Genomic DNA, 15,927 nt, shown 5'->3' with positions numbered 1-15,927 from the left:
GAAGAAAAATAGCAGGAGCGGCACCATGATCGATCTTCGCCCGTTTGCCGGCCTCGGTCGGTTTCGCAATGAGTGGCTGAATGCCCGCCATCATTTCAGTTTCGGCGAGTATCACGACCCGCAGCGGATGGGGTTCGGCCCGCTCAGGGTGTGGAATGACGACGAGATCGCGCCCGCGCGTGGCTTCGACCCGCACCCGCATCGCGAAATGGAAATCATCACCTATGTCCGCGATGGCGCGATCACCCATCGCGACAGTCTCGGCAACGAGGGGCGCACCGAGGCCGGCGATGTTCAGGTGATGCATGCCGGCACCGGCATCGTTCATGCCGAATATAATCTCGAAGCGGTGCCGACGCGGCTTTTCCAGATTTGGGTTGCGCCCAATCAGCGCGGCGTTGCGCCCGGCTGGGGGACGCGGCAATTCCCGCGCGAGGGCGGCGGTTTGCAGGTGCTGGCGAGCGGCCGGGCAGCGCATGACGGGCTCGGAGCCTTGCCGCTCTATGCCGACGCTGCGGTGCTCGCCGGCAGGCTCGCGGCCGGCGAGAGCGTAAGCTGCCGCCTGCCGCAAGGCGGCGGCGCCTATATCGTTGCGGCCAGCGGCACGATCACGGTCAATGGCGAGCGGCTCGGCCCGCGCGATGGCGCGGCGATCGCGGGCGAGAGCGAGATCACCCTGGCGTCTGACGACGGGGCGGAAATCGTGCTCGTCGAACTCGGCCAGTAAAGCCGGTGACCGCGCCAAGGTGACAGGCGGGGGCGCCTGCGGTAATGGGTTTTGCTTCGATCATAGCCAACCCAGAGAGCCAGGGGCCTTCCGGTCACGATGCCCAGCAGCAACGACATTCGCGCCGCCTTTCTCGATTTTTTTGCCCGCAACGGCCACCAAGTGGTGGAAAGCTCGCCGCTCGTGCCGCGCAACGACCCGAGTCTGCTGTTCACCAACAGCGGCATGGTGCAGTTCAAGAACGTTTTTACTGGTCAGGAAACCCGCCCCTATCGCCGCGCGACCACGGCGCAGAAATGCGTCCGCGCCGGCGGCAAGCATAACGATCTCGACAATGTCGGCTATACCGCCCGCCATCACACGTTTTTCGAGATGCTGGGCAATTTCAGCTTCGGCGATTATTTCAAGGATGTCGCGATCGAGCTGGCCTGGACGCTGATCACCCGCGATTTCGCGCTGCCGCCCGAGCGCCTCCTGGTCACCGTCTATTCCGAGGATGATGACGCGGCAATGCTCTGGCGCAAGATCGCGGGGTTGCCCGAACATCGCATCATCCGCATCCCGACCAGCGATAATTTCTGGCGCATGGGCGATACCGGCCCCTGCGGTCCGTGCTCGGAAATTTTCTATGACCATGGCGATAGCGTCCCCGGCGGCCCACCCGGAAGCGCGGACGCCGATGGCGACCGCTTCATCGAGATCTGGAACCTCGTTTTCATGCAGTTCGAGGAGGATCCGCCCGGCGAACGCCGGCCGCTGCCGCGTCCCTCGATCGATACCGGCATGGGGCTCGAGCGGTTTGCGGCGATCCTCCAGGGTAAGCACGACAATTACGACACCGACACGCTTCGCGCCCTCATCCTCGCCAGCGCCGAAGCCTCCGGCCAGGCACCGGACGGGCCGCATAAAGTGAGCCACCGCGTCATCGCCGACCATTTGCGGAGTTCCGCTTTCCTGATCGCCGATGGCGTGCTGCCCTCAAACGAGGGACGCGGCTATGTGCTGCGCCGGATCATGCGCCGCGCCATGCGCCACGCCCACCAGATGGGCGTCGATCGGCCCTTGCTGTGCCGGCTCGTGCCGGCGCTTTTACGCCAGATGGGTCTTGCTTACCCCGAACTTGGCCGTGCCGAGGTGCTGATCGAGGAGACGCTGGCGCTGGAGGAGACGCGGTTTGCCGCGATGCTGGAGCGCGGGCTGCATCTTCTCGCCGAGGCGGTCGCGGATCTGCCGGCAGGGGCGGCGCTGCCCGGTGAGGTCGCCTTTCGGCTTTATGACACGTATGGGTTTCCGGTCGATCTCACCGCGGACGCGCTGCGCGAGCAGGGCCGCAGCGTTGATCTCGCCGGCTTCGAGGCGGCGATGGCAAGCCAGCGCGCCCGCGCCCGCGCCGCCTGGGCGGGGTCGGGGGAGGCGGCGACCGAGCGCGTTTGGTTCGAACTTCGCGAAAAGACCGGCGCCAGCGAATTTCTCGGCTATGCGACCGAGGCCGCCGATGCGACCATCCTTGCTCTGGTCGCGGACGGCGCGCCGGTTGCCGAGGCCAAGCCGGGGGCAGAGGTCGCGGTCATCCTCAACCAGACACCGTTTTATGGCGAAAGCGGCGGCCAGGTCGGCGATACTGGGGAAATCACCGGCGCCGAAGGCTTGCGCATCCTCGTCACCGACACGCAAAAGAAGCTCGGCGATCTTTTCGTCCATCTCGGCCGGATCGAGGCCGGCACCGCCCGCGTCGGCGCCGCCGTCCATGCCGAGATCGACCATGACCGGCGCCGCGCGATCCGCGCCGCCCATTCCGCGACCCATCTTCTGCACGAGGCGCTGCGGCGTCGGCTCGGCAGCCATGTGACGCAAAAAGGCAGCCTCAATGCGCCCGATCGGCTGCGTTTCGACATCAGCCACCCGCGTCCGCTGAGCGCCGAGGATCTCGCTTTGGTGGAAGCGGAGGTCAATGCCCGGATCCGCGAAAACAGCGCCGTCACCACCCGGCTGATGACGCCGGCGGCGGCGGTCGAACTCGGCGCGATGGCCTTGTTCGGCGAAAAATACGGCGATGAGGTGCGGGTCGTGATGATGGGCGCGCCAGACGGCAACAAGCCGGCCTGGTCGATCGAGCTTTGCGGCGGCACCCATGTCGGGCGCACTGGCGATATCGGTCTTTTCCGCATCGAAGCGGAAAGCGCGGTTGGCGCCGGGGTTCGCCGCATCGAGGCGGCGACCGGGGCTGGTGCGCTGGCGCTGGTTGCCGAGACTGATCGCCGCCTCGCTGCGGCGGCGGCGGCTTTGCGCACCCATCCCGCCGATGTGCCGGCGCGCGTTCAGGCCCTGCTCGAAGACCGCCGGCGGCTCGAGGGTGAAATCAGCTCCTTGCAGCGCAAGCTCGCGACCGGCAGCACGGAGGCGGCGATCGAGGAGGTCGGCGGGGTGAAACTCGCCGCCCGCAATCTCGGCGAAGTCGCGGCGCGCGAACTCAAAAGCCTCGCCGATGCCATCCAAAAGCAGCTCGGCAGCGGCGTCGTCGCTTTGGTTTCCACCGCTGACGGCAAGGCGAGCATCGTCGTTGGCGTCTCGCCCGATCTGACCGCGCGGTTCAACGCCGTCGATCTCGTGCGCGCGGCGAGCGAGGCGGTCGGCGGCAAGGGCGGCGGTGGCCGCCCCGATCTCGCCCAAGCGGGCGGGCCGGATGCGTCGCGGGCGGAGGCGGCCTTGGCCGCGATCCGCACGCGTCTTGCGGCGTGAGCGGCGCCGCCGCGCCGAGGCTGGGGCGGCTTCTGCAGCGCTGCGGGCGCGGCCTTCTCGATCTCCTGCTGCCGCCGCTTTGTCTTGCCTGTGACCGGCCGGTTGCGGCGCCAGGGCAGTTCTGCGCCACCTGCTTTCAAGGCGTTACCTTCATCACCGCGCCGTTTTGTGTCCGCTGCGGCGCGCCTTTCGTTTATGCCGCACTCGCCGGTGGTGACGGGCTATGCGCCCATTGCCGCCAGCAATCGCCGGTTTTTTCGCGCGCCCGGGCAGCCTTTCGCTATGACGCGATGGCGCGGCGCTTGATCCTACCGTTCAAGCATGGCGACCGCACCGACCTCGCTTTGCCGCTCGCCCGCTTCATGGCCCGCGCCGGCGCGGCGCTGCTCGAAGAGGCCGATCTTCTGGTGCCGGTGCCGCTGCATCGGACGCGCTTGCTTGTCCGGCGTTACAACCAGGCGGCGCTGCTTGCCGGGGCGCTGGCGCGGCTTTCTGGGCGGAAAATGCTCCCCGATGTGCTTCGCCGCGTGCGGGCAACGCCGATGCTGGGGGATCTCTCGGCGCGCGCGCGGGCGGAGACCATGGCCGGCGCGATCGCGGTTCGGCCCGGCCGCGCGGCGGCGATCGCTGGGCGGCGCATTCTTCTGATCGATGACGTGCTGACCACCGGCGCCACCAGCAATGCCTGCGCCCGCGCCCTGCTCGCCGCCGGCGCGCTCGCCGTCGATGTCTTGGCGCTCGCCCGTGTCGCCGATCCACGGTTTCAGTGATGCCGGCACGCGACCTCGGCGCCTCTTTTGCGCCCCCGAACCGGTCCTACCCCTTGCCAGCGTCACCAGGAAAGAACATTTCTTTCGGAGACACGGAGATCGGCATGCCGAAGATCGAGATCTATACCCAGGCTTTCTGTCCCTATTGCGCGCGCGCGGTGCGGCTTTTGACGCAGAAGGGGGTCGCGTTCGAGGAGATCGATGCGCCCGCCGGCTCGGCGGCGCGGGCCGAGGCGATGCGGCGCTCGGGCGGGCAGAGAACGGTGCCGCAGATTTTCATCGACGGCCAGGCGATCGGCGGCTGTGATGATCTCTATGCGTTGGACGAAGCCGGCAAGCTCGATCGGTTGCTGCACAAAGCCGCCTGATCGAGACGACGACGGTATGCGGCCGGCACGATGATCCACTACCAGCTCCGCTGCTCGTCTGAGCACGCTTTCGACGGATGGTTCAAGAGCAGCGCCGCCTTCGAGCAGCAGGCGGCGAAGGGTCTGCTTTCCTGCCCGCACTGCGGCGATCGCGGCGTCACCCGGGCGCTGATGGCGCCGGCGCTGGCACGGCGGGACGCGGCCGCACCCGCCACTGCCGCCATGGCGCCGCCGAAAGCCGTCGCGGGCCCCCACCTCCCTGATCAGGTGCGCGCGGTCTTGCAACGGCTGCGCACCGAGATCGAGAAACACTGCGACTATGTCGGCGCCGACTTTGCCGCGGAGGCGCGGCGTATCCATGCTGGCGAAAGCGCTGTCCGCCCGATTTATGGCGAAGCCAGCCGCGAGCAGGCCGAGCAACTCGCCGAGGAGGGCATCGAAGTCGCGCGCATTCCTTGGGTACCGCGCGCCGACGGCTGATTTTGCGCTGCAGCACGGTTTCGCGCGAGGCGGATCCATGGTAACGAGCGCGGCCTATTCGGTTTTTCCTGCTCTCGGAGTGTCGCCATGCGTCTCGATGCCATCGCCATTGGCCAAAACCCGCCGGATGACGTCAATGTCGTGATCGAGGTCGGGGTTGGCGGCGAGCCGATCAAATATGAAATGGACAAGGCGGCCGGCACGCTGGTGGTCGATCGGTTTTTGTACACGCCGATGCGGTATCCCGGCAATTACGGCTTCGTGCCCCATACTTTGTGCGAAGATGGCGATCCGATCGATGTGTTGATCGCCAATACCCGCCCGATCGTTCCCGGCGCGGTGATCAATGTGCGCCCGATCGGCGTTTTGCGCATGGAGGACAATGCCGGCCTCGATGAAAAAATCCTCGCCGTGCCATCGCCCCACCTCACCAAGCGCTATGCCCATGTGAAAAACTACACCGACCTTCCCGAGATCACGCTCGAGCAGATTCAGCATTTCTTTCAGCACTATAAGGATCTCGAGCCGGGCAAGTGGGTAAAGCTCTCGGGCTGGGGCGACGCCGCGGAGGCGCGGGATTTGATCCGCGCCGCGATCGCGCGCGAGCAGCAGGCCAAAGCCGGGCGCTAGCGGTCTCTCGCAAGCGGGGTGGGCGACAAACGCCGCCGAAGATGGCAAGATGACTTGGATCACATCGTCCGTCATGGTTTTCCGCCCGCATGCACCAGCTTTTGTTCCTGCGCCACGCCAAAGCGGCCGCCGCCGGCCCGGGTATTCCCGATGACGCGCGACCGCTGACGGCGCGCGGGCGCGGCGATGCCAGCGCGATCGGCGCGGCGATGCGCGCGCGCGGCCTGCTCCCCGATCTCGTGCTGGTCTCGAGCGCTCGGCGCGCGATCGAGACGCTGGCCGCGCTTGAGCCTTGGGAAGAGACGCCGCTGGTCGAGACGATGGCGCAACTTTATCTCGCGAGCGCCGAGCAGATCTTAGGGATTCTGGCGGAGGTTGCGGAAACCGTCCGCAGCGTGCTGGTGATCGGCCATAACCCCGGTTTGCATGATTGCGCGCTGCGGCTTGCCGATCATCGCGATGATGGCGAAAGGCGCGAGATCGTGACGCGGCTGGCAGCAGGGTTGCCGACCGGAACCCTGCTCGAATTTGCGTATGGCGGCCCGTGGGCGGCGCTCGGCGTCGGGCCGGCGCGGCTGCTCCGCTTCCTCTCGCCGCGTGATCTCACCGCGGCCGAGGGATGATCGCCGGCGAGCCCGCGCGGCAGCCGCGCCGTCGGCAACCGGACGCCGCCACCGCGGCGCGGCTCGACCTCCTTCTTCCTCCCGATGCCGTGCGCCGGCTGCGCCGCGCGCCGGGGTTTCGGGCGCTCGGGTTGCATGGCGGGCGCGCCTCGGCGCGTTTCGTCGAACTTTGGGGTCTCAACGCTGCGGGAGAGGCGATGGTGCTGCGGCCGGGCGCTCTATCCTGCGGCGAGGGGGTCGTTTTCGGCGGCATGATCGGCCGGCGGCGGCGCTATGTCAGTCGCAATGTGCCCGGGGTTGCGCTCGAGATCACCGCCGGGGCCTTCGTTGCCGGCGGGACGGGACGCTTTTTTTGTCTGACGCTGGCCGGGCCGGCGCTCGCGGTCGCGGCGGCGGCGCGGGCGCTTGCCGAGGATCTGCCGCTCGCGCTACTCCCCGCACCGCTCCCCGCTCTCGCCGCCCATCGCGCCCTTGGCGTTGCTTTGCCGCCCCCTCCCGATCCCATCACCGGCCTTGACGCGGCAACCCCCCTTGCGCTCGCCGCCCGCCAGATTCTGGCGGCGCGCGGGGCGAATTTGCGCGCCCATCTCGCCGCCCTGGCGCGGGCGCCAGGGCCGGCCAGCGCCGCGCACGACCCCGAGCCGGTGCATCAAACCCGCGTCGCCCTTCGCCGGCTGCGCGCCGCGATCGCCGTGTTCGCACCGCTGTGCGCGCCGCTGCTCGTTGAACTTCGTCAAAGCCTACGCGATTTCAGCCATAGTCTCACCCCGGCGCGGGAATGGGATGTGTTCATGGCAGGGATCGGGCGCGATCTTGCCCTCGCCTTTCCCGATGATCCGGCGCCGTCGCAGCTTTTGCCGCTGGCGATTCGGCGCTGGCACGAGGCCTATGCGGCGCTCGGCGCCTGGCGGGCGGGGGAGGGCGGGCGCCGGCTCGACGTCATGCTTGCGATCCTGCCGCTGCTTGTCATGCCTCCCAACGACGTCGCTGCGGGGCGCGATGCCACGGATAGCGACACGATTGCGCTCTCTTTTGGCGAATTTGCTCGCGAGAGGCTCGAACGGCGGGCGCGAAAACTCCGCCGGGTGACGACGCTGGCCGAGCTCGGGCCGGACCAGCGCCATCGCTTGCGGCTGGATGCCAAGCGGCTCCGCTATCTCGGCGAGATTTTCGCGCCCTGCTTTCCGCCGCGGCGCATGGCGCGCTTTCTCCGCCGCCTCGCGGCGCTGCAAGAGTGGCTGGGTACGATCAACGACGCCACCACCACCACGCGCCTGGTGCGCGGCCTCACGCCCGATCATGCCCGCGCTGACGATTTGGCCGTGGCGCAAGGCATGGCGCTCGGTCTCGCCGCCGCCGGCGTGCCGCGCGCGCTCCGCAAAGCGGAGCGGGCACGCGAGCGTTTACAGGCGCTTAAACCATTCTGGCAATAATCACGCGATTTTGCTGCGTCTGCGAAGGTTGCTTTGCCGGCGATTTCACTCTTATCTACGCCGCAGCACCGGCCCGATAGCCGACACGCCAACAAACGCGCGGTGCGCGCCGCCACAGGGGACACACGCATGAGCAACGCCACCAAGAGCTCCGCCGTCATCACCATTCCCGGGCATAATCAGAGCGCGGAATTGCCCATGCTGGCGGGCACGATTGGGCCGGAGGTGCTGGACATCCGCAAGCTTTACAACGAACTCGGGGTCTTCACTTTCGATCCCGGCTATGGCGGCACGGCGTCTTGCGAAAGCAAGATCACCTATATCGACGGCGATGAGGGAGTCTTGCTTTATCGTGGCTATCCGATCGAGCAATTGGCCGAGCATTCGACCTTTCTCGAGGTGGCGTATCTCCTCCTCAATGGCGAGTTGCCCAATGACGCCGAATTCGCCGAGTTTGAGCGCGGCGTCACCCGCCATACCATGCTGCATGAGCAGTTGCGCAGCTTCTTCAACGGCTTCCGCCGTGATGCGCATCCCATGGCGGTGTTGTGCGGGGTGGTTGGCGCTTTGTCGGCATTTTATCACGACAGTCTCGACATCAATAATCCCGAGCATCGCCGCATCAGCGCCTTCCGCCTGATCGCCAAGGTGCCGACGATCGCCGCCTGGGCCTATAAATACTCGATCGGCCAGCCCTTCATGTATCCGCGCAACGATCTCTCGTTCGCCGAGAATTTTCTCTACATGATGAACGCGGTGCCGGCCGAGCCGTTCAAGGTCAATCCGATCCTCTCGCGCGCGATGGACCGAATTCTGATCCTGCACGCCGATCACGAGCAGAACGCCTCGACCAGCACCGTGCGCCTTGCCGGTTCGACCGGCGCCAATCCGTTCGCTTGCATCGCCGCCGGCATCGCCAGCCTCTGGGGCCCGGCGCATGGCGGCGCCAACGAGGCGGTTTTGAAAATGCTCGAGGAAATCGGCCATGTTGACCACATTCCCGAGTTCATCGCCCGCGTCAAAGACAAGAACAGCAATGTCCGGCTGATGGGCTTTGGCCATCGCGTCTATAAGAACTATGACCCACGCGCCAAGATTATGCAGCGCACCTGCCACGAAGTTCTCGGTGAACTCGGCATCAAGGACGACCCGCTGCTCGATCTCGCGATCGAACTCGAACGGATCGCCCTCAGCGACGAGTATTTCATCTCGAAAAAGCTTTATCCCAACGTCGATTTCTATTCCGGCATCATTCTCAAGGCGATGGGTTTTCCGACCAGCATGTTCACGGTGCTGTTCGCGGTCGCGCGCACCGTGGGCTGGATCAGCCAGTGGAAAGAGATGATCGAGGATCCCTCCCAGCGCATCGGCCGCCCGCGCCAGCTCTATACCGGCGCGCCGATGCGCGATTTCGTCCCGCGCTCGCACCGCGATTGAGTTTTTCGGCGCCCGCGGCGGCGCCCGCGCCTTACGTCATGCCTTACGCCGGCATCGCCCGCGCAAGGATCAGCGATGTGTCGATCGCCGCATCGAAGGCGCCGTAAGCGGCGCCGCGTGGCGAGAGGCGCAGGCGGCAAAAGGCTTCGGCGAGCGGGTTTTCCGTGGTGAGGAGCACGGCGGCGCTGGCGGCGAGCGCGATCTGCTCGACGAGCAGCCGCGCCTGCGCTTCTCCCGCCGGTTCGAGCGCGATCTCGGCGATCCAGGCATCGTAGAGCCTTTCGCGGCCGCGCGCCGCCTCGAGAAACTCCCGGAGTGCGGCAACGCTTGCCGCCTCGCGGGCGAGCGCGCGCAGCACGTCGAGCGCGATGACATTGCCCGAGCCCTCCCAGATCGCATTCAGTGGTGATTGGCGAAAAAGCCGCGGCATCGGCCCGCTCTCGATATAACCGCCGCCGCCCAAGCACTCCATCGCCTCGGCAACGAAGCCCGGGGCGCGTTTGCAGATCCAATATTTGGCGCACGGGAGCAGAATGCGGGCGAGCGGATCCGCCGCGTCGAGCGCCGCGGCGAGGCGGAAGGCGAGCGCTGTTGCGGCTTCGCTTTCGATCGCGAGATCGGCGAGCACCGCCGCCATCGCCGGCTGATCGAGCAGCCGCCGCTGAAAGGCGGTGCGATGGGCGGTGTGCCAGAGCGCTTGCGCCAGCGCCGCGCGCATTTGCCCGGCCGAGCCGATGGCGCAATCGAGCCGCGTGTGCTGGACCATTTGGAGGATGGTCGCGATCCCGCGGCCCTCCGCGCCGACACGTTCGGCGAGCGCGCCATGATAGTCGATTTCCGAGGACGCGTTCGCGCGATCGCCGAGCTTGTCCTTGAGGCGGATGATGCGAAATCCGGCGTTGCGCGTGCCATCGGGCAGCCAGCGCGGGACGAGAAAGCAGGTGAGGCCGTCTTTGGCATAGGCGAGCGTAAGAAACGCATCAGACATCGGCGCCGAGCAGAACCATTTATGGCCGGTGAGGCGATACCAGTTCCCGTCTGCGATTTTTTCGGCGCGGGTGGTGTTGGCGCGGACATCGGAGCCGCCCTGTTTCTCGGTCATCGCCATGCCGATCGTGACCCCGGCTTTTTCCGCGGCCGGGCGCGAGGCGGGATCGTAGCGGCCGGCGAGGACGCGCGGCACCCAAAAGGCGGCGATCGCGGGTTCGGCGCGCAAGCTGGGGATGGCGGCGTAGGTCATCGTCATCGGGCAACTGGTGCCGGGATCGACCATGCCGGTGAGGGTGAGGATGGCGGCATGAGCGACATGGCCCGCCTCCGTCCCGTCCCAGGCGAGCTTCGCGAAGCCGCTTTCGAGGCCGAGCGCCATTAACTGGTGATAAGCGGGGTGGAAGGAGACCTCATCGATGCGCTGGCCGAAGCGGTCGAAATTTTCCAAGACCGGCGGGTTGCGCTCAGCGGCGATACCCCAGGCGATGGCGTCCGCCGAGCCGGCGCGCGCGCCGAGCGCGGCGAGCCGTGCGGCGTGGCGGGCGCCGCCGGCGTTTGCCACCGCGTCCATCAAGGCGCGGTCGCTGGTGAAAAGATTGCTATTTTCGAGCGGCGGCGGCTGGTTGAAAACCTCGTGCGTGTCGAGCGCGGTGACGGGCCGGAGGGCGGTCATGGCATGGTTTCTCCCCAAAGATCGCGCGAAAAGGTAGCGAAACCAGGGCGGGCGGGGAAACGCTTTCGCGTCATCGCTTGGGTCGATGGCGCTCGCCAAGAAATTTCGTTGGCGTGCCACCCAAGGCCTTTGCCACACTGGCGCCGCAGCGACGAACGCGGCGGGGTGGCCGCGCGGCGTTTTTGACAGGGAGGTCAATGTCATGGATGGAGATCGCGCCACAGCGGCTGGCAAATGCCCGGTGATGCATGGCGGCAACACCGCTTTTCGCGACCAGGTGATGAATTGGTGGCCGAACGCCCTCAATCTCGACATCCTGCATCAGCACGACACCAAAACCAATCCCCTGGGCGCAGGGTTCAGCTATCGGGAGGCGTTGAAGACGCTCGATATCGCGGCGCTGAAACGGGATCTCCACGCGCTTTTGACCGACAGCCAGGATTGGTGGCCGGCGGATTGGGGGCATTATGGCGGGCTGATGATCCGGCTCGCCTGGCATTCGGCGGGAACCTATCGCATCGCCGACGGGCGCGGTGGCGCCGGGCACGGCAATCAGCGTTTCGCGCCGCTCAATTCCTGGCCCGACAATGTCAGCCTCGACAAAGCGCGTCGCCTTTTGTGGCCGCTCAAGAGGAAATACGGCAACGCGGTGAGTTGGGCCGATCTCATCATCCTTGCCGGCACCATCGCCTATGAATCGATGGGATTGAAGACGTTTGGCTTTGGCTTCGGGCGCGAGGATATCTGGCATCCGGAAAAAGACGTCTATTGGGGCGGCGAGAAGGAATGGCTCGCGCAAAGCACCGAGCGCTATGGAAATGATGATCGCGCCTCCTTGGATAACCCGCTCGCCGCTGTGCAAATGGGGCTGATTTACGTCAATCCCGAGGGCGTTGACGGCCATCCCGATCCGCTGCGGACCGCCCAGGATGTCCGCGTCACGTTCGAGCGCATGGCGATGAACGATGAGGAGACGGTGGCGCTCACCGCCGGCGGCCACACCGTCGGCAAGGCGCATGGCAATGGCGATGCGACGCGCCTCGGCCCGGCACCTGAAGCGGCGGATCTCGAGGAGCAGGGGCTTGGCTGGCGCAATCCGAGCGGCACCGGCGCCGGGCCGGACGCGATCACCAGCGGCATCGAGGGCGCCTGGACCACCCACCCGACGCGATGGGACAATGGCTATTTCCATCTCCTTCTCAATTACGAGTGGGAACTGAAGAAAAGCCCCGCCGGTGCTTGGCAATGGGAGCCGATCGGGATCCGCGAGGAAGACAAGCCTGTCGATGCCTTCAACCCCTCGATACGGCGCAATCCGATCATGACGGATGCCGACATGGCGTTGAAGATGGACCCGAGCTATCGCCCGATTGCAGAGCGATTCTACAAGGATCCGGCGTATTTCTCGGAAGTTTTCGCGCGCGCCTGGTTCAAGCTCACCCATCGCGACATGGGGCCGAAAGCGCGCTATTTCGGCCCCGACGTGCCGAAAGAGGATCTGATCTGGCAGGATCCGATCCCGCCCGGCCGCCGCGATTACGATATCGCCGCAGTCAAGGCGCGCATCGCGGCGAGCGGGCTTGGCCTCAGCGAACTGGTCGCAACCGCGTGGGACAGCGCGCGGACCTTCCGCGGCTCTGATCTTCGCGGCGGCGCCAATGGCGCGCGCATCCGCCTTGCGCCGCAGAAGGATTGGGTGGGGAACGAGCCGGCGCGTCTCGGCAAAGTGCTCTCGGTCTTGGCGCCGATCGCCGACGAGGCTGGCGCGAGCCTTGCCGATGTCATCGTGCTCGGCGGTAATGTCGGCATCGAGCGCGCGGCCAAGGCGGCCGGGGTCGAGATCACCGTGCCGTTCGCGCCGGGGCGCGGCGATGCCACCGAGGCGATGACGGATGCCGCGTCTTTCGCCGTGCTGGAGCCGATTCATGACGGCTACCGCAACTGGCTCAAGCAGGATTACGCGGCGCGGCCCGAGGAACTGATGCTCGAACGCACACAGCTGATGCGCCTGACTGGCCCCGAGATGACGGTTCTGGTCGGCGGCATGCGGGTGCTCGGGACCAATCACGGCGGCACGAAACACGGCGTGTTCACCGATCGGGTCGGCGTCTTGAGCCAGGATTTCTTCGTCAACCTCACCGATATGAACACGCGCTGGGTGCCGGTCGGCGAAAATCTCTACGAGATACGCGATCGCAAGTCAGGCGCGGTCAAATGGACGGCAACCCGCGTCGATCTCGCATTCGGCTCGAACGCCATTCTCCGTGCCTATGCCGAGGTTTACGCGCAGGCCGACAGCCGGGAGAAATTCGTCACCGATTTCGTCGCCGCCTGGGTGAAGGTGATGAACAGCGACCGCTTCGATCTCGCCTGAGAGGGGGCTGGCGCCGGGATTTTCGGCCTCAGCGCCACGCCTGCCACGGCGTCCGGGGTTGGGGTTGACGGGATGCCTTGCAGCCGAGCAGGGATTGCGTCATGATGTCTTTTAACTCGCTGGCGAGCGCGGAGGGGTGTTTTGCCCCGTCTGCGGGGTGCTGGCGGGTTCGGTGGCCCGTGCGGATTGTGCCCGGTCAGGCGGTTTCATGCCTGGCGAATAGCATGTCCGGTGCAGCCGGCACTGGTTTGCGCTGATCTATTGCGGTGTTCGCCGAAGTGTCGGCCGTGCCGCCTGTAACCTTGAGATTGTTTGCCCGACCGTGATTTTTCACTCTTCTCGCAATGCCGATGCCCGCAGCGCCTCCCCCGAGGCCGCGGGCGCTATGTTTGATCGGTGCGAGAGCGGTCGCCCGCGGTCTCTTTCCCGCTTTTCCCGTCGCCGGTGGAGCTTGTTTTGCGCAGCGCTCCCGGCGCCGCTCCGGAGTTTTCATTTCCATGACCAAACGCCTGCTCATCGATGCCTCCCACGCGGAAGAAACCCGCGTGGTCGTGATCGACGGTAATCGTATCGAGGATTTCGACGTCGAGACCGTCGCCCGCAAGCAAATCAAGGGCAATATCTATCTCGCCAAGGTGGTGCGGGTCGAGCCCAGCCTCCAGGCCGCTTTCGTCGAGTATGGTGGCAATCGCCACGGGTTTCTCGCGTTCAGCGAAATCCATCCCGATTATTACCAGATCCCGGTCGCCGATCGCCAAAAGCTTCTCGCCATGCAGGCCGCCGCTGCCGGCGATGACGACGATTCCGATGACGAGTTGCCGGCCGCCATGGCTGCGCCCGACCAGCTGCCGGGCGAGCAGCCGGCGGTCGAGGACCATGCGCCTTTTGCCGCCGATCCGGCCAGCGCTGGCGGCGCCGGCGAGGACGGCGCGGCAGCGTCTGTTGCGCCCTCTGACAACGACCCGACAGAGAGCGAACAAACCGAGAGTGATCGGCCCGAGCGCGAGGCGCCCGAGACCTTTGGTGGCGGCGAGGGCGACAGCGGCGAGGAGGGGCGCGAGCCGCGTCTTTTGCCCCGCTTTCTGCGCCAGTACAAAATCCAGGAGGTCATCCACCGCCGCCAGATCATGTTGGTCCAGGTGGTGAAGGAGGAGCGCGGCAGCAAAGGCGCGGCGCTTACCACCTACATCTCGCTCGCCGGCCGCTTTTGCGTGCTCATGCCGAATTCGCCGCGCGCCGGCGGAGTTTCGCGCAAGATCACTTCGCTCGCCGATCGCCGCCGCCTCAAGGAAGTGATCGCCGAACTCGGCATTCCGGACGGGATGAGCATGATCGTCCGCACCGCCGGGGCCAACCGTCCGAAACCGGAGATCAAGCGCGATTGCGAATATCTTTTGCGGCTTTGGGACGATATTCGCGAAACCACCCTCGCGTCGATCGCCCCGGCATTGATCTATGAAGACGCCTCGCTGATCAAGCGGGCGATCCGTGACGTCTATTCGCGCGACATTGACGAGGTGATCGTCGATGGCGAGGCGGGTTGGCGGAGCGCGCATGAATTGATGCGCCTTCTCATGCCGAGCCATGCCAACAAGGTGATCGCGTGGCACGATGGCGGCACGCCGCTTTTTGCGCATCACCAGATCGAATCCCAGCTCGAGGCGGTGTTCAGCCCGACCGTGCCGCTCCGCTCCGGCGGCTATCTAGTGATCAACCAGACCGAGGCGCTGGTCGCGATCGACGTCAATTCCGGCCGCGCGACGCGTGAACGCGATATCGAAGATACCGCGCTCCGCACCAATCTCGAAGCCGCCGAGGAGGCGGCGCGGCAATTGCGGCTGCGCGACCTTGCCGGGCTGATCGTCATCGATTTCATCGACATGGAGCAGCGCCGCCACAATCTCCAGGTGGAGCGGCGGCTGAAAGAGGCGCTGCAACAGGATCGCGCCCGCATCCAAGTCGGCTCGATCAGCCATTTCGGCCTTCTGGAAATGAGCCGCCAGCGGCTCCGCCCCTCGCTCACCGAAACCAGCCTCGTCACGTGCCCGCATTGCGGCGGGCTTGGCCATGTCCGCAGCACCGAAAGCGCTGCGATCCACATCCTCCGCGCGGTCGAGGAAGAAGGCGCCAAGCGTCGTGCCGCCGAAATCGCCGTGCATGCGGCGGCGCCGGTGGTGCTCTATGTCCTCAACAACAAACGAACCCTGCTTTCGGAGATCGAGACCCGGTTCGGGATGCGGGTTGCGTTTCAGATCGATGCCAGCCTGACCGGCCAGCAGATTCGCATCGAACGCATCCGCGCCCAAACCCGGACCCAGGCCGAGGGCGAAGCCAGCGCGCCGCGGCCGCTCGCACGGACGCCCGACGAGTCGGCGGCGGTAGAGACGCCGGCGGTGGCGAAGCCCGCCCTCGTCGCGCCGGATGCCGAACGCGCGGCCGCGGAAAGTGCGGCGGAGGGGAAGCTCGCCGAAGGCGAGGAGCGCAGCAAACGCCGCCGCCGCCGCCGCCGCCGGAGCGCAAGCAAGCGGCGCGAGGAGATGGCGCCCGGCAGCGAGGCCGCCGCCATGCCGGTCTTGACGGTGGACGCGGAAGAGATCGTCGAGGCGGAAGCGGTGCCGAGCGGCGAAACACCACCGGATATGGCGTTTGAGCCATTTACCCCCGAGCCATTTACCCCCGAGCC

Annotated in this window: 12 protein-coding genes; 11 read left to right on the top strand and 1 reads right to left on the bottom strand. The window is 66.3% G+C overall.

What is annotated here, in order from left to right:
* Positions 1-25 precede the first annotated feature (25 nt).
* The 9 genes from ACP5M5_RS04300 to gltA all read left to right on the top strand — a co-directional run bounded on the left by ACP5M5_RS04300 (position 26) and on the right by gltA (position 9,207).
* Positions 26-727 carry a pirin family protein gene (locus ACP5M5_RS04300; protein WP_427935755.1) on the top strand — a complete coding sequence of 234 codons (702 nt, stop codon included), beginning with the start codon at positions 26-28 and terminating at the stop codon, positions 725-727.
* A gap of 99 nt (positions 728-826) precedes the next feature.
* The gene (gene alaS / locus ACP5M5_RS04295; RefSeq protein ID WP_427935754.1) at positions 827-3,466 is read left to right on the top strand and encodes an alanine--tRNA ligase; all 2,640 of its coding nucleotides are present in this window, start codon (positions 827-829) and stop codon (positions 3,464-3,466) included.
* On the top strand, positions 3,463-4,236 hold the full coding sequence (locus ACP5M5_RS04290; protein WP_427935753.1) for a ComF family protein: 774 nt from the start codon (positions 3,463-3,465) through the stop codon (positions 4,234-4,236). Before alaS ends, ACP5M5_RS04290 begins: the two co-directional genes overlap by 4 nt.
* A gap of 104 nt (positions 4,237-4,340) precedes the next feature.
* Entirely contained in the window at positions 4,341-4,604 is a 264-nt protein-coding gene (gene grxC, locus ACP5M5_RS04285; protein ID WP_427935752.1) for a glutaredoxin 3, read from the top strand.
* 30 nt (positions 4,605-4,634) lie between these two features.
* Positions 4,635-5,084 (top strand): DUF1178 family protein, encoded by a 450-nt coding sequence (locus ACP5M5_RS04280; protein WP_427935751.1) that lies wholly within the window; start codon positions 4,635-4,637, stop codon positions 5,082-5,084.
* 87 nt (positions 5,085-5,171) lie between these two features.
* The gene (ppa, locus tag ACP5M5_RS04275) at positions 5,172-5,714 is read left to right on the top strand and encodes an inorganic diphosphatase (protein WP_427935750.1); all 543 of its coding nucleotides are present in this window, start codon (positions 5,172-5,174) and stop codon (positions 5,712-5,714) included.
* Between the two features lie 89 nt (positions 5,715-5,803).
* Positions 5,804-6,337 (top strand): SixA phosphatase family protein, encoded by a 534-nt coding sequence (locus tag ACP5M5_RS04270; protein ID WP_427935749.1) that lies wholly within the window; start codon positions 5,804-5,806, stop codon positions 6,335-6,337.
* Positions 6,334-7,770 (top strand): CHAD domain-containing protein, encoded by a 1,437-nt coding sequence (locus ACP5M5_RS04265; RefSeq protein ID WP_427935748.1) that lies wholly within the window; start codon positions 6,334-6,336, stop codon positions 7,768-7,770. Before ACP5M5_RS04270 ends, ACP5M5_RS04265 begins: the two co-directional genes overlap by 4 nt.
* Positions 7,771-7,899: 129 nt before the next feature.
* Positions 7,900-9,207, top strand: a complete 1,308-nt coding sequence (gene gltA / locus ACP5M5_RS04260; RefSeq protein ID WP_114913729.1) for a citrate synthase — start codon at positions 7,900-7,902, stop codon at positions 9,205-9,207.
* Positions 9,208-9,250: 43 nt separating this feature from the next.
* Here the strand turns inward: gltA and ACP5M5_RS04255 are convergent, their stop codons facing one another.
* A complete protein-coding gene (locus ACP5M5_RS04255; RefSeq protein ID WP_427935747.1) occupies positions 9,251-10,870 on the bottom strand; it encodes an acyl-CoA dehydrogenase family protein in 1,620 nt (539 codons plus the stop codon).
* Between the two features lie 202 nt (positions 10,871-11,072).
* On the opposite strand from ACP5M5_RS04255, the gene katG reads away from it, so the two are divergent.
* Positions 11,073-13,244, top strand: coding sequence for a catalase/peroxidase HPI (gene katG / locus ACP5M5_RS04250; protein ID WP_427935746.1), 2,172 nt, complete (start codon positions 11,073-11,075; stop codon positions 13,242-13,244).
* A gap of 497 nt (positions 13,245-13,741) precedes the next feature.
* Positions 13,742-15,927: Rne/Rng family ribonuclease (locus ACP5M5_RS04245; protein ID WP_427935745.1), on the top strand; the 2,186-nt coding region annotated here is incomplete at its 3' end.

This window comes from Acidibrevibacterium sp. (assembly GCF_049965395.1).
GTDB lineage: Bacteria > Pseudomonadota > Alphaproteobacteria > Acetobacterales > Acetobacteraceae > Acidibrevibacterium > Acidibrevibacterium fodinaquatile.
This window is presented reverse-complemented; position numbering and strand designations above follow the sequence as displayed.